The organism is Megasphaera sp. UPII 135-E (assembly GCF_000221545.1).
Classification (GTDB): Bacteria; Bacillota; Negativicutes; order Veillonellales; family Megasphaeraceae; genus Megasphaera; species Megasphaera hutchinsoni.
On the sequence record NZ_AFUG01000008.1, the window covers coordinates 82,301 to 101,778 of the forward strand.

16 protein-coding genes, 2 tRNA genes, 1 pseudogene and 1 riboswitch are annotated in these 19,478 nt (G+C 37.1%); of the genes and pseudogenes, 4 read left to right on the forward strand and 15 right to left on the reverse strand.

Annotation, left to right across the window (positions count from 1 at the left end; genetic code table 11):
* Nucleotides 1-14: 14 nt before the first annotated feature.
* A complete protein-coding gene (locus tag HMPREF1040_RS01775; protein ID WP_007392234.1) occupies nt 15-653 on the reverse strand; it encodes an HAD hydrolase-like protein in 639 nt (212 codons plus the stop codon).
* Nucleotides 654-825: 172 nt separating this feature from the next.
* On the opposite strand from HMPREF1040_RS01775, the gene HMPREF1040_RS01780 reads away from it, so the two are divergent.
* The 3 genes from HMPREF1040_RS01780 (at nt 826) to yfcE (ending at nt 2,165) form a co-directional block, all read left to right on the forward strand.
* A tRNA-Arg gene (locus HMPREF1040_RS01780) sits at nt 826-900 on the forward strand.
* Between the two features lie 134 nt (nt 901-1,034).
* Nucleotides 1,035-1,553 (forward strand): DUF4231 domain-containing protein, encoded by a 519-nt coding sequence (locus HMPREF1040_RS07660; RefSeq protein WP_007392164.1) that lies wholly within the window; start codon nt 1,035-1,037, stop codon nt 1,551-1,553.
* A 63-nt stretch (nt 1,554-1,616) separates the two neighbouring features.
* Nucleotides 1,617-2,165 (forward strand): phosphodiesterase, encoded by a 549-nt coding sequence (gene yfcE / locus HMPREF1040_RS01790; RefSeq protein WP_007392276.1) that lies wholly within the window; start codon nt 1,617-1,619, stop codon nt 2,163-2,165.
* A 167-nt stretch (nt 2,166-2,332) separates the two neighbouring features.
* On the opposite strand, the pseudogene HMPREF1040_RS08390 reads toward yfcE, so the two are convergent.
* Nucleotides 2,333-3,507, reverse strand: a pseudogene (locus HMPREF1040_RS08390) (phosphoribosylaminoimidazolecarboxamide formyltransferase).
* A 38-nt stretch (nt 3,508-3,545) separates the two neighbouring features.
* Nucleotides 3,546-3,623: riboswitch (ZMP/ZTP riboswitch) on the reverse strand.
* Nucleotides 3,624-3,666: 43 nt separating this feature from the next.
* Complete coding sequence (locus tag HMPREF1040_RS01800) at nt 3,667-4,782, reverse strand: histidinol-phosphate transaminase (RefSeq protein WP_007392215.1); 1,116 nt, start codon at nt 4,780-4,782, stop codon at nt 3,667-3,669.
* 255 nt (nt 4,783-5,037) lie between these two features.
* On the opposite strand from HMPREF1040_RS01800, the gene HMPREF1040_RS01805 reads away from it, so the two are divergent.
* Nucleotides 5,038-5,113: transfer RNA gene (locus tag HMPREF1040_RS01805), tRNA-Lys, on the forward strand.
* A gap of 38 nt (nt 5,114-5,151) precedes the next feature.
* Here the strand turns inward: HMPREF1040_RS01805 and HMPREF1040_RS01810 are convergent.
* The 12 genes from HMPREF1040_RS01810 to HMPREF1040_RS01865 form a co-directional block, all read right to left on the reverse strand.
* The gene (locus tag HMPREF1040_RS01810; protein WP_036257308.1) at nt 5,152-5,910 is read right to left on the reverse strand and encodes a LytTR family DNA-binding domain-containing protein; all 759 of its coding nucleotides are present in this window, start codon (nt 5,908-5,910) and stop codon (nt 5,152-5,154) included.
* Nucleotides 5,911-5,964: 54 nt separating this feature from the next.
* Nucleotides 5,965-7,575 (reverse strand): LytS/YhcK type 5TM receptor domain-containing protein, encoded by a 1,611-nt coding sequence (locus HMPREF1040_RS01815; RefSeq protein ID WP_007392207.1) that lies wholly within the window; start codon nt 7,573-7,575, stop codon nt 5,965-5,967.
* A gap of 255 nt (nt 7,576-7,830) precedes the next feature.
* A complete protein-coding gene (locus HMPREF1040_RS01820) occupies nt 7,831-8,943 on the reverse strand; it encodes a 4-hydroxybutyrate dehydrogenase (protein WP_007392180.1) in 1,113 nt (370 codons plus the stop codon).
* A gap of 65 nt (nt 8,944-9,008) precedes the next feature.
* Nucleotides 9,009-10,367: an aldehyde dehydrogenase family protein gene (locus HMPREF1040_RS01825; RefSeq protein WP_007392259.1), complete on the reverse strand. Its 1,359-nt coding sequence runs from the start codon at nt 10,365-10,367 to the stop codon at nt 9,009-9,011.
* Between the two features lie 267 nt (nt 10,368-10,634).
* On the reverse strand, nt 10,635-12,104 hold the full coding sequence (locus tag HMPREF1040_RS01830) for a [FeFe] hydrogenase, group A (protein WP_007392189.1): 1,470 nt from the start codon (nt 12,102-12,104) through the stop codon (nt 10,635-10,637).
* Nucleotides 12,105-12,900: 796 nt separating this feature from the next.
* Nucleotides 12,901-14,706: a translational GTPase TypA gene (gene typA, locus HMPREF1040_RS01835; RefSeq protein WP_007392154.1), complete on the reverse strand. Its 1,806-nt coding sequence runs from the start codon at nt 14,704-14,706 to the stop codon at nt 12,901-12,903.
* 337 nt (nt 14,707-15,043) lie between these two features.
* On the reverse strand, nt 15,044-15,970 hold the full coding sequence (gene murB, locus HMPREF1040_RS01840) for a UDP-N-acetylmuramate dehydrogenase (RefSeq protein WP_036257313.1): 927 nt from the start codon (nt 15,968-15,970) through the stop codon (nt 15,044-15,046).
* Entirely contained in the window at nt 15,960-16,307 is a 348-nt protein-coding gene (locus HMPREF1040_RS01845) for a YlbF family regulator (protein WP_007392184.1), read from the reverse strand. The genes murB and HMPREF1040_RS01845 overlap by 11 nt, the downstream gene beginning before the upstream one ends.
* Nucleotides 16,308-16,321: 14 nt before the next feature.
* Nucleotides 16,322-16,807, reverse strand: coding sequence for a tRNA (cytidine(34)-2'-O)-methyltransferase (locus tag HMPREF1040_RS01850; RefSeq protein WP_007392275.1), 486 nt, complete (start codon nt 16,805-16,807; stop codon nt 16,322-16,324).
* 144 nt (nt 16,808-16,951) lie between these two features.
* Nucleotides 16,952-17,953, reverse strand: coding sequence for an electron transfer flavoprotein subunit alpha/FixB family protein (locus HMPREF1040_RS01855; protein WP_007392165.1), 1,002 nt, complete (start codon nt 17,951-17,953; stop codon nt 16,952-16,954).
* Between the two features lie 13 nt (nt 17,954-17,966).
* Nucleotides 17,967-18,755 (reverse strand): electron transfer flavoprotein subunit beta/FixA family protein, encoded by a 789-nt coding sequence (locus tag HMPREF1040_RS01860; protein ID WP_007392204.1) that lies wholly within the window; start codon nt 18,753-18,755, stop codon nt 17,967-17,969.
* A gap of 238 nt (nt 18,756-18,993) precedes the next feature.
* Nucleotides 18,994-19,299, reverse strand: coding sequence for a DUF2325 domain-containing protein (locus HMPREF1040_RS01865; RefSeq protein ID WP_036257315.1), 306 nt, complete (start codon nt 19,297-19,299; stop codon nt 18,994-18,996).
* Nucleotides 19,300-19,478 lie beyond the last annotated feature (179 nt).

Sequence of the window (19,478 nt, forward strand, 5' to 3'; positions counted from 1 at the left end):
CCTCTTTTCTTTTATCAGCGAAGCAACCATTTGGCTAATTCATCTACACTATATGCCGTAAAATCCGGTTTACATGCTTGTCTCTCTCTTTCACTACCATACCCATATGCTACGGCTACACTTTGTATTCCTACAATATGTGCCCCGTCTATATCATATTTACGATCACCTACCATAACCACCTCTTGTTTAGTCCCAATACAACGTATAATGCGGTTAATGCAATCGATCTTAGTTTCTTTTCCTCCTACAGTTGGGCCCGCAATAGCGGTTAAATATGGCAAAAGTTGAAAATGTTGACAAATTTCTCGTGCATGAATTTCTGGTTTTGACGTTGCTACATACGAACGGATATGCCTAGTTGCTAGTGCTTTCATCAACTGTATAATACCCGGAAATAATCGATTTTCAAATTTGCCAATAGTACTATATCGCTCTTGAAAAAATGCATAAATAGCACGAGCTTTTTTCTCTGAAAAGCCATATGTTTCTTGAAACGTCGTCAACAAAGGCGGCCCTACAATAATCTCCGATGACAACCGATGAGCTGTCGTTTCGCCCGCTTTTTGCAATGCGTACTCAACAGATCGTATAATACCTTCTTTAGAATCAGTCAATGTGCCATCTAAATCAAAAATAACATGTTTAATCATTCTTTTCTCCTACCCTATATCGCTATGTATCTAATAATACCATCTTTGTCTTGTTTCGGCTAGTCATCACCGTGCGTTTGTCCCTTTTCCCTCTTTCTTCCTAATAAAAAAATCTTTCTTGTCAGATATAAAAATACATGCTATGATAGGAAAGTATTCTTTTATACAACATGCGCCTATAGCTCAGGGGATAGAGCACCGGTCTCCGGAACCGGGTGCGAAGGTTCGAATCCTTCTAGGCGCACCATCAAGGTCTTGCATAGCAAGGCCTTTTTTTATACAACACGGGTTCTAAGCCAAAGTATTGATTTTTCTCTATTATGTAGTATGATAAAAGAAATAATAGATAATGATTCCCAAAATCCAAAGAGAGGATACTGCATGAAATCAAAAACCCCTGTTGTACTGCATATGGAAGAAAAAATTTATTATTATACCCTCGAAAGTTCTCGTAATTACATATACTATATAGGATATACTCAAACGGAAAAATTATTAATAACGTGCTTACAATTATTAACGTTTACCGCATCTTATTTGCAATTTATCAATGTATATAGTAGTATTTGTAGCGGTATCATGAGTGGTATCGTCGATATCATTCATTCCATACATTCCTTATCCTTACAACACGCAAATTGGCAAGATTATAAACAACTCGCACTTGCCTTACAACAAGAAAAATTCAATTATATGACCCATCTATCCATTTACACCGATGACTATAAACGAGATGAACGGTTACAACAGCGTATTTATGATCTAATATGTACTTTCCATATCAATCAAGCTACCGTTTCTACCCCTGTATTATCAGTATTGACGTATGGACAATATATCTATAAACTTCGTTCGTTAAACGATAAATTATGTGTCCATTATAAAAATTTTTTTTCCTAACTACTACCTAGACATGAATAAGCGTCTATCATTTGCTCTCTATTATACAAGGAGTTCCTAATAATGAAATTATTAATTGCTTCTGATATCCATGGCTCTGCTTATTATTGTCAAGCCCTAATGCACCAACTAGCCATAGAAAAAGCAGATACTTTATTGCTATTGGGTGATCTGCTTTATCATGGACCCCGCAATGATCTGCCAAAAAACTATCACCCCAAAGAAGTCATTACATTGCTAAACAACTGTCCCAGCCGTATATTATGTGTACGAGGAAATTGTGACTCCGAAGTAGATCAAATGGTACTTTCTTTCTCTATATTAAGTGACTATGCCTTTTTATACCTAACAAAACGGCAAGTATTTATTACCCATGGACATCTATTTAATTTGAACCATTTACCTCCTTCTCTAAAAAAGGGCGATATTTTATTACATGGCCATACCCATGTTCCTGCATGGAAATCCTTTGGCGATGACAATTTATATATTAATCCAGGGTCTATCTCTATCCCAAAAGAAGAAAGTCCCCATAGCTATCTACTCTTAGAAGATCATAACCTAACTTGGAAAACCTTAGAGGGAAAGCCGTATCACCAACTTTGCTTATAAAAAAAGCTCAGCAATAATACTTGCTGAGCTTTTTATTCTTGCAACGAGTTTGTCTTCTATGTGTATAGAAGTTACCAAAGCCACATACCATCAATTTAATTCAAGGGGGGTATCAGAATATTCCGATATAACATTAATGTTATGTAGTCTCCCGTTGCAAGAACAACTTAATGATGAAATAACCGTATTCCCGTACAAGCCATAGCAATGCCATATTTATCACACGTAGCAATCACATGATCATCACGAATAGAACCACCCGCTTGAGCAATATAGGCTACGCCACTCCGATATGCTCGTTCAACATTATCACCAAAGGGAAAAAACGCATCACTTCCCAAACTAACCCCCTGTAACTTCATCAACCAAGCTTTCTTATCTGCTTGTTCTAACACAGGCGGACGCTGTGTAAACAATGTTTGCCAAATGCCATCTACCAGAAGATCTTCTTGATCTGGAGAAATATAAATATCAATAGCATTATCCCGATCTGCTCTTTTAATATCTTCCCGAAAAGGTAATGCCATCACCATAGGATGCTGACGCAACCACCATATATCAGCTTTATTCCCAGCTAAACGAGTACAGTGAATACGCGATTGTTGTCCCGCACCTACACCAATGGTCATACCATCTTTTACATAACATACCGAATTAGATTGAGTATATTTCAACGTAATCAAAGCAATCAATAAATCCTGTTGTGCGGTCAAAGGAATCTCCTTATTTTGAGTTGGTCTATTCTGCAACACCGATGCGGTAAGTTTCACTTGATTCCGTTCTTGTTCAAAAGTAATACCGAAAACATCTTTTTGTTCAATTACTTGCGGTGTATATAATGGATCTACTTGCAATATACAATACTTTCCTTTTTCTTTTTCTTTAATATATCCAATGCTTCTGGCGTATACGCTGGTGCGATAATACCATCCGAAACTTCTCGTTGTAAGACCCTGGCTGTAGACTCATCACAACATGCCGACAAAGCTACAAAATCACCATATGAGCTCATCCGATCCGCCCCACGAGCACAAGCATACGCACTAGCAAGTGGACTTAATACCAAATCATCAACATAATATATTTTTTTTAAAGTATCACTCATATCCGTAGCAATCGCTGCCCCAGCCGGACTAACATGTTTAAAAGATGTCGCTGCTGGTTTTCCCGTTGCTGCTTGTAATTCTCGTACTAATTGAAAAGCATTAAGTGCGTCTAATAAATTAATATATCCAGGCGTTCCATTCAATACAGTAAAAGGCAATTCTTGATTTTGTTTCATATAAACTTGAGCCGACGCTTGATTGGGATTACATCCATATTTTAAAGACAATTTCTGCATGATCTACCTCCTGAAAACAAAAAAACCGACACGTCTGGATACATCGCCCAGACGGTCGGCTATATTCTTCATGCTCCCCGTGGTTAACTCCACTTCCGTCAGTCACATGATATGTATTTAGTATACAAAGTGTTAATTTATTTGTCAATCATTTTTTCTCTATCTATTATCATTTGCCAATAACTTTTGCATTCGTCCCAAGCGAGTAATACATTCGGTTACGGTAGCCGGAATTCGCAAACGCACATAGGCTTTCCCTAAACCATCAAAATCTTCTCCTCGCTCTGTTTTTATTCCCTGTGACAGCAATAGCTGATATAAATCAAGCGTCTGCGATGTATATAATAATAAAATCGGGGTTTCCTCATCCGTTACACTTACGTTTAATTCCGTAAGACAATTTATTATTTGTCGCTTATTTTCTGCCATAATCTGACGACTCCGAGCAAGATGATCCATATCAGACAACGCAACAGGAAGTATCGCCGAAGCAATCCCATTTACAGTCATCTCGCCAGGATAATGTGACATATATGGAATAAAATCAGGATGCATCACAACATAACCTGTACGTAATCCAGCCAGCCCAAACCCTTTTGAGAAGGATTTCACAACAAGTACATTCGGATATTCTGCAATAAGCGTCACAGCCGAGTTTTCCAATGGCATAAATTCTCCATATGCTTCATCTATTAAAACATACGTATCTTGTGCTAATGCTTTATGTGCTAAACGCCGTAACGCCTCAATAGGAATAACCTGCCCTGTCGGATTATTGGGATTATCTAAATACACTAGATGATGTTGTGGCTTGAGGTGATAAATCAATTGATCTATATCAATTAAAAAACGATCTTTTTCTGTCAATGGTACCGCATCAATCGTTCCACCTAACGAACGCATATCACTAAGAGTAGAAGAAAAACCTGGTATAAATGTAAGAATACAGGTTTTTTCGTCAATAAGCAACTTATTGATATTCCAAATAGCCCCCATCGATCCACCGTAAAATCGCACTTGTTCAGGTGTAATCGTAGCAACTGATTCCATGTATTGACAAATACAACGCCGCAACCCTTCATATGGATAATCAGGATACGCATAAATGCGATCATACGCCTCTAAAAATACCTCCTGTGTAATCCGAGGTGAAAACCCTAGCGGATTAATACCTAATGAACAATCTATCACATCCGCACAATTTCTCCCCTCATCTCCATGTAAATATCCTATACTATGATAGTTCTGCAAAGAATGACGAATTCGATATTTCATAATATATCTTTTCCACCTCAAGTATGTTATCTATTTACTTATTTCCTGCAACAAATACATACACCTTTTTCTTATATTTTTTATATAATATGCTCCTTTATTTGCAAAGTCAAGAAATCGCACCGTATTTTCTTTTTATTAAAAATCACACCAAAAAAAATCAAATTTCCTATATCTTCTCCAGACGCTACAAATAAAAAGCTTGCCAAAACACTAAAATTAGTGTAATATACTTATTGTACTAAAAAACGTCTTGGATCATTAGCTCAGTTGGTAGAGCACCTGACTCTTAATCAGGGTGTCCAGGGTTCGACCCCCTGATGATCCACCACAAAAAAAGACCATTGTCTAGCAATGGTCTTTTTTTTATTAAAATTCCACATGTTGACGTAAATTATTAACATACGCTCTACCAACAGGTATTTCTAAATTTTTCTTTCCCTTTAAAATCAATAAATACCGTTGTTTAAACCATGTTGTAATTTGTTTTATTTCATCAACATTCACAATATAATTCCGATGACATCGAAAAAAAGATGTTCCCGCCAATCGTTCTTCAAATTCTTGCAACGTAATTTTCACCCGACAGACTTCATCATCCTTAGTCATAATAAAAACCTGTCTATTTTTACCATAAATCAACCGAATATCTTGACAATCTATAATTTCCAACCGATCTCCTTTATTAATCGTTAATTTACGCAAATAACTATCACTTTCTTTGCCAACACGAGAAGATTTGATTTGCTGCATCCGTTTTTTAATCTTCAATAAAACTCTTGCCAAGCATCGCTTACTAACAGGTTTAACCATATAATCAAGAGCATTAACGGAAAATGCTTGTACCGCAAAATCTACATATGCCGTAACAAACACAATAAGCGGTACTCTTTCCATCTCTTGTAATGCTTGGGCTACTTCAATCCCCCGTAACCCTGGTAATTCCACATCCAAAAAAATCACATCGGGACAGACTTGCTGAATATCTTTTAACGCCGTTTCGCCATCATAACAAACACTACAGACTTCCATATCCGAGCAAAGTCCTTCTACCATGTGTTTTAAATCAGCAGCCGTTGCCTTTTCATCTTCTACTATCATTAATCGAATCATTGTCTTCACCTTCATCCCCCAGCAGTATAATCTGCTTGTCACTTTATCCATAAATAAGCTATTGGTTCCTTACCCCCAAGGAATGATAATAGACACACACGTACCTCCCTCTTTCAGATTTTCTACCAAAAATTTTCCCCGTTCACCATATAATTGATGCATCCGATCATAAATGTTTTTCAAGCCAATACCCGTACTTTCTGACTTCATTTCAATATCATGATCTATAGAAAAATGATTGACTTGTTGTAATGTCGCCTGATCCATCCCCATCCCATCATCTTGAACAGATAAAATCAACTGGTCTTGCTTACGCATAGCACAAATTTGTATAGTACCACCATATTTCTTCTTAAAAATACCGTGTTTAATCGCATTTTCTACCAACATTTGTAATACAAAACAAGGTACCCTTTGCATCCAAGTTTCCACCTGTATATGCTGTATTACTTGCAACCTTTCACCATACCTCATTTTTTCTAAACGAATATATGTTTCTACCGCTTCTAACTCATCCTTTAAACAAATCGTATCAGATGCATGATGCAATCTATTTCGTAAAAAAGAAGATAAATCGCAGATCAAATCTTTTGCCTGTTCTGGTTCTGTACTGACAATAGCTTTTATTGTACTCAACATATTAAAAATAAAATGCGGTCTAATTTGTGATTTTAAAACAGCCACCTCTGCCTGTGAAAGTAATACAGCCTTTCGATCTAATTCCATTTGATACAATTCCAAACTTAATAATTCAGCAAAACGCAACAACCACTGCTTTTCATAGCTTCTAAACGAACGCAAACCTGGTCGCGATACATAAATTTCTGCAATTTTTTTATCCGCCAAAATTAAGGGTAAGCTAATCGTATTGGGGCTATTTTTTTTATCTTTACCTTGCATGCACGCTGCCCATATTCCCTGAGGAGATGAAATCGCCACATAATCTACCGTAAGAATATCGTACATGGTTTTTGCAATATGATAAGCTGCCTCTTGTGTAAATCCTTGCTGACGAAAAACACCCCGCGTGCAAAAAATAATATCAATGACTTTTTTAGCTGCTTTCGCCTTATGAATATCTTCATCTTGATAGACCCCACGAATAATATATACAGCGAGCATCACACCTAGACAAGTAGCCATCCCCGCCGGCAAAGCTATCGTTTTTTCTACACAAAACACATCTACCGATTGAGCTTGCCACAACACGCCTATTCGCAAAATCACTTCAGATAATAGTCCTACTAAACAAGCTATCTTTAAGGAAATTTGTCGTGCACCATATCGTTTATTTATATAGCCCGCAACTATACCAATAATAATATTAGCAATACCGGCTACTACAATAATAGGAATAGCACTAACCGAAATAAAGTATCGCGGTATCATACCGATAATAGACGCACCTACACCTACTAACGGCCCCCCAAATAAACCTCCAATAATCGTTCCGACTAACCGAGTATGTACCATGCCATCCTGTTGAAACGGTACATTTAGATAATTGCCAACAGCCGATAACATACCAAATACCACTAATAATGCCCATTTATCCTTATATGAATAAGACGATTGATTCATGGCTCGTCTAAACGGTTTCCACTGGGTAATCAGATATACGGCAAGGGCAATAACCGAAAGATTTTTTGTAATTTCTAAGACCAGTCCATTCACATCCATCACCCACTACACTCCAGGCTATTTGTTTTCTCATTATTTTTCTCAATTATCAATTTTATTTTATCATATTTTTATTTTAATAAAAAGCAACTTAAATTCCTATTACGAATGGTTATTTCATTTTTATTTAAGCTAAATTATTAAAAAACAAGTATCAACATTCTTTTATACATAAGAAAAGGATAAAACAAAGGTTGCACACTATATGCCGCAATCTATTGTTTTATCCCTTAATTCTTATGATGATTTTACCTATCAATACAATGCTTTATAGATACTATACACTTTATCATAATCCAATTCTACAAAGTTATGCGACATTAACCGACCTTGATTTTTCATAACGGAATCGGCAAATTCAGCCAAATCTTCTTCCGTTACACCATATTCATGCAACGCTTTTTTCGGTAAAATTGTATTTAATAAATTTTCTAATTCTTCATATACATGATCCACATCACAGCCTAAAATTTCTGCAATAAACGCATTAAGACGTGCAATTTCTCCATCCGACTTGATAGACATGTAACAATTCATAACGCCGATGAAGATAACATAATTAGATTCTCCGTGTGGAACGTGATATTTTGCACCAAAAGGATAACTCATAGCATGAACAGCTGCACATCCAGGAGTACTAAAAGCAATCCCCGCCCAGTTGCTTGCTAACAAAAAGTTTTTCATCAACGGACCCCGTGCCTCTAATCCTTTTTCTCGCATTTCCATATATCCATGTAAAATCAAATCAATTGCATGATAGCTGAAAAGGCGGAAACTCGGTGTGGAATGCGGCGATAATGCTGATTCAACAGCATGTACTAAAGCATCAATCGAACTTGTAGCAAATACTTTAAAAGGCAATGTTTTTAATAACTGTGTAATCAATACGGCCTTATCAGCATACATCGCATCATCAGCAATACCTTTTTTGGTATTACGACTAATAAGTGCCATAACCGAAACATTTGTCACTTCACTACCAGTACCGCAAGTAGTCGGAATTAAAATAAGTTCTTTTCCTTTTTCAATGGGTTTCTTTCCATCAAACAAATCTAATATAGGACTTACATGACGTAACGAAAATAGTTTACATAAATCCATGATCGTACCGCCACCAATACCGATAATGCGCGTTACATCTTTCGGCATGTCCCGATACATCGCTTCTGCCATTTCATCTGAAGGTTCACCCATACCATATTTTTCTTGAAAAATAACCGCACAAGGAAGATTCATTTCGCCAAAATTGGGTTCATAAATGTATTCATTCGTAACGATCAAATCACCTTGTCCAATTTTTAATTCATTAACAAACTCTTGGCATGACTCATACGTATAAATAGTTGGTTTTAATTGTAATTCAATCATTGCTCTCATCCCTTTCTAATGGTGTGCAGTGATATCAACTACCACTGCACATATACCGGAAGAAATTAGTCCCACAATTCCTTGGTAGTAGGAATTTTAGCATCTTTAATCACATACGCAACGCGTGAAATATTCAGAAAATGCTTATACGTAATATTTTCTGACATACTGTTACCGCCCCAGCTGCCACAGCCCAACGTAGTTGTCGGATTCAAGCCATTTGTATAGCTTCCACCAGCCGTAGAAGAGCATGGTTGATTTACGGTTACACGGCTAACTGGTAATTTCGTGCCAGCTGCTTCAATATGTTTATCATTAAATGAATGTACCGATGCCGTATGACCTGCACCCTTGAAAAGATAATTATCATTAGCCATTTTAATAGCTTCATCAAACGTATGATACTTCACGCACACCAAAACGGGGCAAAGTTTTTCATCGCATAAGATTTCATCTTTTCCATGTTTATCCAATTCAATTAAGAATACTTTTGTACCTTCAGGAATCGTTAATCCTGCTTCTGCAGCAATTACAGCCGGTGATTTACCAACCAATTTTTTATTCATCACTCCACCAGGGAAGATAACATCACGCATTTTTTGACGAGTAGCTTCATCGCTAATGACAAAAGCACCATCTAATTTAAATTCATTAATAATAGCATCATATTTATCATTAGGAATAAATACACATTGTTCACCCGAACAAATAATACCATTATCAAACTTTCTACCATTAATAATCATAGGAACAGCTTCCGTAATATCTACATCACGGTCAATAATAACTTGCGTGTTACCAGGACCTACACCTAACGAAGGTTTACCACTACTGTATGCAGCAGTAACCATTCCAGGACCACCTGTTGCTACTACGACATCACAAGCTTTCATCAAATCATTAGAGGCTTGAATACTTGCTTCTGGAATAATTTGAACTAAATGTTTCGGTGCACCTACTTTATCCAATGCTTCATTAATCATTTCTACCGTTTTAATACTACATTTTACTGATGCTGGATGGGGCGAAATAATAATGGCGTTACGCCCTTTTAATGCGGACATACTATTCATCATCGGTGTTACAACTGGATTTGTACATGGCTGAATAGCACCTACTACACCAACGGGTTTTGCTACATATAAAAGTCCACGTGCTTCATCACGCTCAATAATACCCACGCTTTTTTTATCTTTTAAATAATTCCAAATCATACCAGATTTACCGCGACACTTTGCGATTTTATCTGCAGCTACACCCATTCCCGTTTCTTCTGCTGCCATGGGACCAAGTAATTCTGCATTTTCATATACCACTCGCCCAATCACACGAACCACCGCATCTACTTGTTCCTGCGTGTATGTGGAAAATTCTTGTTGAGCGACTTTCGCTCTTGCTACATATTCATCCATATTAACTGCCATAATTACAACACCCTTTCTTTTGGAAACTATAAGTTTTAGGCATTTATATTATTCCTGCATTGCCTTATGGCTGTATTGTAAAATATCGTGTAGTTTTTCACAATAAAACGACTACCAATGCCCAAATTTAATAACCCAACAACAAAAAAAGGATGTCCAATAAATATGAATGAAAAAGTTTCACCTCCTTTATCACAAAAAAAACCGCCCTTTATAGTATACCAAAAATAAAAGACGGTTTCATTCACTAATTTATTACACTAATTATTATGCTTTTTCATCTGCTGGTGGTGTTGGTGGCTTATATTGCTTCGACATGGGATTCGTTTGCGGCGTAACATGTTTCATCGGACCGAGTAACTCCGATTGATTTTGATAATACGTATGCAAAAATTCTTCTGACCGTTCTGATAACGGCTTTTCTAAGAAATCATTATATAAATCCTTAATTTCCGGATTTTCCCAGCTAGCTTTTACCGCCGCATCTGTATCAGATTGATACAAAGAAGCCATTCGTGCTTCTTGTACTTTTTTAACTTGTGGCATTTTTACCAAAGGCTGACCGCCACCACCAATGCATCCGCCCGGACAGGCCATGACTTCAACAAAAGCGTAATCAGTCAATGTATTATCACCCATATGTAAATCTAAAAATTTACGAACATTGCCCAACCCACTAATAGCAGCAATCTTCAACGTATAATCGCCAATCGTCACATCCGCTTCTTTAATTCCATTTAGACCGCGAACTGGTTCAAACGGAATAAATTCGGCGGGTGCATTTTCACCTGTTTGGAAATAATACGCTGACCGTAAAGCCGATTCCATAACGCCACCGGTATTACCAAATATCTTTCCCCCGCCAGAAGATTGTCCAAAAACTTTATCAAAGGCACTATCTTCAAGTGCGTTAAAATCAATATTTTCTTCTTTTATCCAATTGGCTAACTCCCGCGTCGTAATACAAATATCTGTATCAACCAAAGTCGGATCATCCCAATAATCGCTAGAAGCATTTAATTGAGGACGAATAATTTCCGATTTCTTTGCCGTACAAGGAGTAACACAAACAACCACCATTTTTTTGACATCAATTTCTTTCTTCTTAGCAAACCACGTTTTAATGATCGGACTAAAAATACTAATCGGACTTTTCGTAGTAGAAAGGTTCGGTATGATTTCAGGATAATAAATTTCAGCAAATTCCACCCAACCAGGACAACAACTCGTAAACTGTGGAGTAGGAATCTCATCCGACTGTACCCGATGCATTAATTCAGTTGCTTCTTCCATAATGGTCATATCCGCACCAAAATCGGTGTCAAAGACAAAATCAGCACCTAACGAACGCAAGGAGGCAACCATTTTCCCTTCTACAAAGGTACCCGGATCCATTCCAAACGCCTCGCCAAGACCAACGCGAACGGCTGGAGCCGTCTGAAAAATAACTATTTTATCCGAATCTTGCAATGCCGCCTTTACGCGCTCAACATCGTTAACTTCTGTAATCGCACCAAATGGACAGGCATTGGCACATTGACCACAATGCACACAAATGGGCATATCGCCTGTACTAGGTAAATAATAATAATCCATAATAGTCTGCGTATTACAGCATGCTCGTAAACACATCGTGCAATTTTTACACTTTTTCACATCAAACTGTACAGAACAATTATGTTCATCAATTGGAACGCGACGCTGTAATTGTTCAAAACGAGAATGAAATTCAGTCATAACGTATATCCTTTCATAAAAACACATTAACGAATCGATCTCATCCGTTAATTTATCTTAATTATACAATATCCTTTTCATATGGTAATACAAATTCATGCCAATTACTATATTTTTTTTGAAATTAATCTTCGTAATTATAGATATATCATATTCAAAAAATACATGACAAATAATTTCACGTATTTTTCCTACAATTTTATTGTACCCCCATCACCTCACAGAGTAAAAATAATTTCATTTTTTCAAATAAAATGAAATTATTTTTTCATCCCGTATCTATATGATTGTTTATACCACGTATAAAACTACATTCACTTATACTCTCTTTCTATATATCTTACCATAACTACTGAAAATAGACCAGCTTTCTCCCCTTCTAACGTATATCATAACTGCAACATACATACCCTCATTTTATCAATTTTTATGCATATTTTCTTTCTTTTGATACTACACTTTTATGTGCCTAATTTAAATTATGAAACTTAGTTATTATTTTCACAATAATTATTTTTCCAATAAAATTACTACCAAGTAGATTTAAAAAGTCCATTCTGACTTGACAAAAAAAATATTTTATCGTGTATTCTCAATAATCACGTATTTTTAATGACTTATATTGCAAAAAAAGTATAACGATATACGTTGCCAAAGTATACAAAAAAACAACAACAGTCACTTCTCCCACCACCTTTTCATTCTCATTTATAAGAAAAAAAGACCTCATCAAGAAGGCTTTCTTCCTTCTCTTGAGATCTTTTTTAATCTATACCTATACTCCTATTGTAATAAGTTATTTACGCATTGCTTTTTTCCGATCATGTTTATCCAAAATAGCCTTACGAATACGAATACTTTGCGGTGTAACTTCCACCAATTCATCCTCATTAATCCATTCTAAGGATTTTTCTAGTCCCATATCCTGTGGTGGAACTAGCCGTAAAGCTTCATCTGAAGACGACGAACGAGTATTTGTCAAATGCTTCTTCTTGCAAGGATTCACATCAATATCAACATCGCGATTGCTTTCTCCAACCACTTGCCCTAAATAAATTTCTTGGGCAGGCTTGATGAACATAATGCCACGATCTTGCAAATTAAAAATACCATATCCCGTTGTTGTCCCCGATTCAAAAGCGACTAAACTGCCTCGTGTGCGACCAGGAATATCACCTTTCCATGGTGCATAGCCATGGAATACATGATACATAATGCCATTACCCTTCGTTGCCGTTAAAAATTCGCTACGAAAACCAATCAACCCACGAGCAGGAATAATAAATTCTAACCGCGTATATCCGGAAACTTCCGTCATATTAACCATTTCAGCTTTACGTGTTCCTAATTTTTCCATAACTGCACCCATAAATTCTTGTGGTACATCAATTGTCAATGCTTCTAATGGTTCACATTTTTGTCCGTTAATTTGTTTCGTAATAACACTGGGCTTACCGATTTGTAACTCATAGCCTTCACGGCGCATTTCTTCAATCAACACCGCAATATGAAGTTCACCACGCCCCGAAACCTTAAAAGCATCAGCACTATCCGTTTCTTCCACTCGCAAGGAAACGTTCGTCTGTACTTCTTTAAACAAACGATCACGCAAATGACGACTCGTTACATAATCGCCTTCTTGTCCCGCAAAAGGACTATCGTTGACATAAAAAATCATTGATAACGTTGGTTCATCAATATCAATTTTAGGTAGAGCTTCTGGATTTTGAGGATCCGTAACGGTTTCACCGATTTTTAAATCACTAATACCCGCAATACAAGCTATTTCTCCCATCACTGCTTCTGTCTGTTCGGTACGTTTTAAGCCTTCATATGTATAAACACGACCAATTTTACCACGTCGTTGTCCTTCACCATCAGTAATCACGACACTTTGATTCGGCATCATCTTACCGCGCACAACGCGACCAACAGCAATTTTCCCTACATAATCATCATAATCTAAGGTCGTAACCATAAATTGCAATGGTCCTTCTATATCCCCTTGTGGACTTGGGCAATGCTCTACAATTGTCTGAAATAATGGTTCTAAATCTTGGCTATCGTCATCCATCGAAAGTTTAGCAATCCCATCGCGACCATTTGCATATACTACAGGGAAATCCAATTGTTCATCCGTTGCATCCAATTCCATAAATAACTCTAATACTTCATCTTCCACTTCGGCAACACGAGCCCCTGGTTTATCTATTTTATTGATAACTACAATCGGCTTTAATTTTTGTTCTAAAGCCTTCCGCAATACATATTTAGTTTGTGGCATAGGTCCTTCAAAAGCATCAACCAATAATAATACACCATCAACCATATTTAAAACACGTTCTACTTCACCGCCAAAATCAGCATGCCCAGGCGTATCAACAATATTAATTTTCACGCCATTATGCATGACGGATGTATTTTTTGACAATATTGTAATACCCCGTTCTCGTTCGATATCACCCGAATCCATAACCCGTTCCGCTACCTTTTCATTAGTCCGGAAAATATGACTCTGTTTTAACATCGCATCAACCAAAGTAGTTTTACCATGGTCAACGTGGGCAATAATTGCAATATTGCGAATATCTGTACGTTCCATTAAAACTCTCTCCTATACAAAATCCAAATTGAAATTTATTGAAGTATATAACTTATTTATTATATCATAAAAGTTTTTATTCGTGAATACTTTTTTTCTCAATATAAAAAAATATAGTCACTTGCTTAATATATCTTTGCCATACTAGGCAAAATACAATAATACCTCCACCGCAGGCCCTTCTATGCGGTGGAACTAACCTCACCATACAACATATTTTCTATCCTACGTTCTGCAAGACCATCCCTACGCCAATTCTAGCTGCAAATAACAACCATATACAAACGATTAAATTTATCTTAAACACCAAAAAAGAAGATTCGTTATCGAATCTTCTTTATGCTTCGCCTAGAATACGCACTTCTGTTTCCAACTGCACACCGTGCACTGAAGCCACTCGCTCTTGTACCATGCGAATTACTGTCAATACATCCTGTGCGGTTGCCTTACCCGTATTAACGACAAAACCAGCATGTTTAGTCGATACTTGTGCTCCTCCATACGTTAGGCCTTTTAATCCAGCAAGGTCAATTAACGTGCCCGCAAAATGACCATGCGGTCGTTTAAATGTACTTCCTGCACTAGCCATCTCTAACGGTTGCTTACTCCGTCGACGCTTCATTAATTCATCCATCCGTTGTTGAATAACCAAGGGATCTTCTTTTGTTAACGCTAGCTCCACTTCTACAATAATTTCATTTGTTTCCTGAAAACGACTATGACGATAGGAAAAAGCACAAGCGGTTGCATCATACGAACATACTTCACCTTTTTCATTTACCGTACGAACATGCGAAACAATTTGACTCATTTCACCCTCATAGGCACCCGCATTCATAAAAACAGCACCACCAATTGTTCCAGGAATGCCACAAGAAAAAGACGCTCCGCCTAACCCATTTTTCTGTGCAAATTGACATACATCTGCTAACATAAAACCCGCACTTGCTACCACCAATTTCTCCTGACATTGCAAGGTCGCTTTCATATTCTGCAACTGAATAACTATCCCACGAATGCCCCCATCTAACACTAATACATTCGATCCGCCCCCTAAAATAGTCAGCGGTAAATTTAATTCACGAGCATATCGCACAGCTAAGACAATTTCTTCTATCGATGTAGGCAAAACCAGTATATCTGCTGGTCCCCCAACAGCAAACGTGGTATGTTGGCGCATAGGCTCATTCTCCAACAAACGTTCTTTCGCAATATACCGTTGCATCCGTGCGAGATATGACGTAAGGGCCTCCTTATTTATCAAGAATACTCATTCCTTCCGCCATGGCATTCTGAATAATTTGAAACACTTCTCCCGCTATCGTTTGCCATGCACGATATTTTTGCAAATAAGATTGGGCCTGTGCGTTATTTTTAATCAAAACTGACATATCATTTAATCGATCTACTTTTTGTTTGTCTTCCTTGCCCCCCATAGATTGTGCATATGCTAGTTCTGCTTGTAAGATCAAAAACTCCTTGACCATTTGCTTTGTTTTTTCATCTTTTTTTAATTCCTTGCCCGCTTCGACAACATCCCGATACTCTTTACATTCTTTAATAGCCTTTGCTAACACGTTTGCCTGATCATATAATTTCATTATGCCACCTCATATTATGTTAAATTAGAAATACCTATTCCTCCTGTTAACTGAGGAAACTGCAATTGTCGTAGTGCTTCGTACGCCACAATTGCAACCGAATTTGATAAATTTAAACTTCTAGCCGCCTCTACCATAGGTATGCGAAAACACCGTTCCGGATGTGCTTTTAACATCTCTTCAGGTAACCCCTTTGTTTCTTTACCAAAAAACAACAAGTCATCTTGTGCAAAAGAAATATCGGCATAACACTGATCCGATTTAGTTGTTAAATAATACATATTATGCCCAGCATATGCATCTAATACTTCTGCCACATTTTCATGCACGCGTACATCCACTAAAGGCCAATAATCCAACCCAGCTCGCTTTAAATACTTATCTTCTAAAGAAAACCCTAAGGGCTTAACCAAATGTAACGTCATATGATTTGCTGCACACAACCGTGCAACATTTCCTGTATTCCCCGGAATTTCAGGTTCTACCATAACGATATGCATATTATAATCACTCTCCAAAGGTTATTGTACAGGATTTATTCTTTTATTTCAATCACTACTTCTATTAATAAAAGAAGGTTTTCTTATAAAAAAAGCACGTTCTTCCTACATAAAGAACGTGCTTATATAAAAATAGTTACACTATTATGCTTTTAATTGAGCAATCTTCGCAGCAAGTTCGGGCATCGCTTCAAATAAATCCCCCACAATACCATAGTGAGCAAATTTAAAAATGGGTGCATCGGGATCTTTATTAACAGCAATAATAATTTCTGCATCCTTAATCCCTAATTTATGTTGTAATGCTCCAGATATGCCCAACGCAATATAAATTTTAGGTGCTACCTTTTTACCAGTAATACCAATTTGAGCTTCATGATCAATCCAGCCAGCATCAACTAACGGTTTAGTAACTCCAAACCCAGCACCAATCGAAGCAGCAAAATCTTGTACCGCATTCATGCCATCAATATCACCTACACCACGACCAGCACCCACAATGATTTCTGCATCTTCCAATGAATACGTCATTTTTTCAGCAGCGACTTCTTCAAAAGACAATACTTTTTGCGTTTTAGCTATATCGCCTACATCAACAGTCAACTCAATAACGTCACCCTGTCTTTTATCATCAAAGGTAGTATGTAAGAATATGTCTTCACTTGCTGTCGCCAATTGAGGTCTTGTCTTCGTCATAATCTTAACAAACAATTTTCCTGTATAAGCGGGACGAATCCACATAACCGTGTCATCCGCACCTTCAAAAGTTGCATCAATACAATCTGCAACTAAACCCAGTTGCAATGATGCCGATAAGCGTCCGCCAATATCTCGACTATCATTCGTAGCTCCTAATAAAAATACTGATGGTTCATACTGTTTAATGGCTTCTGCCGCTATTTTTGCATACACTTGCGAATCAAATGTGTCCAGCTCATCTTGATCTACAACGATAACAGCATCTGCACCATAACCAATTGCTTTCGGGGCTAATGTCTTTACCCCTTTACCAATCAATAACGCAACCACCTTGTGAGGACAAGAATCAGCCATTTCTCTTGCTTTTCCCAGTACTTGTACACTTAATTTGGTTAAAGCATCTTTTTCTTGTTCCATATATACAAATATGCTATTTTTTAATTCCATTTCAAGCGCCCCCTTATATCAATTTTTCCGCTACAAGCTCTTTTATCAACGTATCTACAGCTTGAGCCATCGTATCACCAGCTATCATCTTTCCAACCGTATGAGCTTCTGGTGCAAAAAGGTTCGTCACATGGGTAACCGAACCAGTACTGCCCACTTCTTCAGCCTGCAAACCTAACGTATCCGTACGCCATACATCAAAAACCGCCTTTTTGGCTGCCATTTTTCCCTTAATTCGAGCCTGTCTTGGTGTATTCACTTTTTCCGTAACTGAACATACCGCGGGTAATGAAACAGCAATTGTTTCAATGCCACCTCTATTTTTACGTGTTCCCTTTAATTCCGTACCATCCAAAGATACACTATCCACATGTGATAATAACGACATATGTAACATTTCTGCTAACGATGGCGGAATCTGTCCTGTATCGCCATCATTAGAACGATTGCCCGCAAATATCAAATCGGCACCGCCTAACTTTTCAATAGCCTTACTCAAAATGCGAGCCGTTACTACCGTATCCGAACCAGCCATCTTTTCATCAGAAATCAAAATACCCCGATCCGCTCCAATAGCAATCCCTTCACGCATTACTTCACCTGCCGTAGACGGTCCCATCGTAACTAACGTAATTGTCGCATCAGGACATATATCTTTCACGGCTAATGCTGCTTCAATCGCATGCATATCCACTGGATTTAACATGGATGGTGCTCCTACACGAACCAAATTATTATCTTTTTCATCTAATTGAATATCTGAAATCGCTGGTACTTGTTTTACTAAAACAACTATGTTCATATTTCATACCTCCTTTTATAACTCCCTATTTATCATACTGATATATGTAATAGTGTTATAAGCAATTATGACATATTATGCCATTTATATCAACTATTATTTTTAATTAATAATTATTTCTATTTATATTGAAAGAATAATTTTCTCTTCCGTTTTATACCATGTTTCGTTTTTACATATCAAAAGAAGCTTACCAACTATGTTGATAAGCTTCTTTATTGACTTCATTGCAATGCACTTACTCATTCACGACATACTCATTACCATTATTACGAGCTTCTAAAATGCACTTTAATGCATTTGAACTACTCGTATGTGAACGAACAACTTCTACATTTTTACGCTGTGCCTCTTTTAATGCACATCGCACCATACTATGACTGACGGTACTGGTAAATAACACAACTAAATCAGGCGATCCTATTTTTGATTTAAAATCGCTAGGAACTTGTGTAAATACCTTCGCTTTATAAGAATATTTCTTACAAATCGTTTTATATTGACAAACCATACAGTCGTTACCTCCTACGATAACAACACTCATGACCCTCTCTCCTTTACACATATACAAATTAATTTCGATAATCATCTTCATTTATCATGTATATATTATATGGTATGTCATAAGTATTGTCAATGCTATTTTTAACATATTTTCTAATACAATAGAAAATATACCGTAACTCCTTTTGATATATATCAAAAATAAAGAATATACACTGC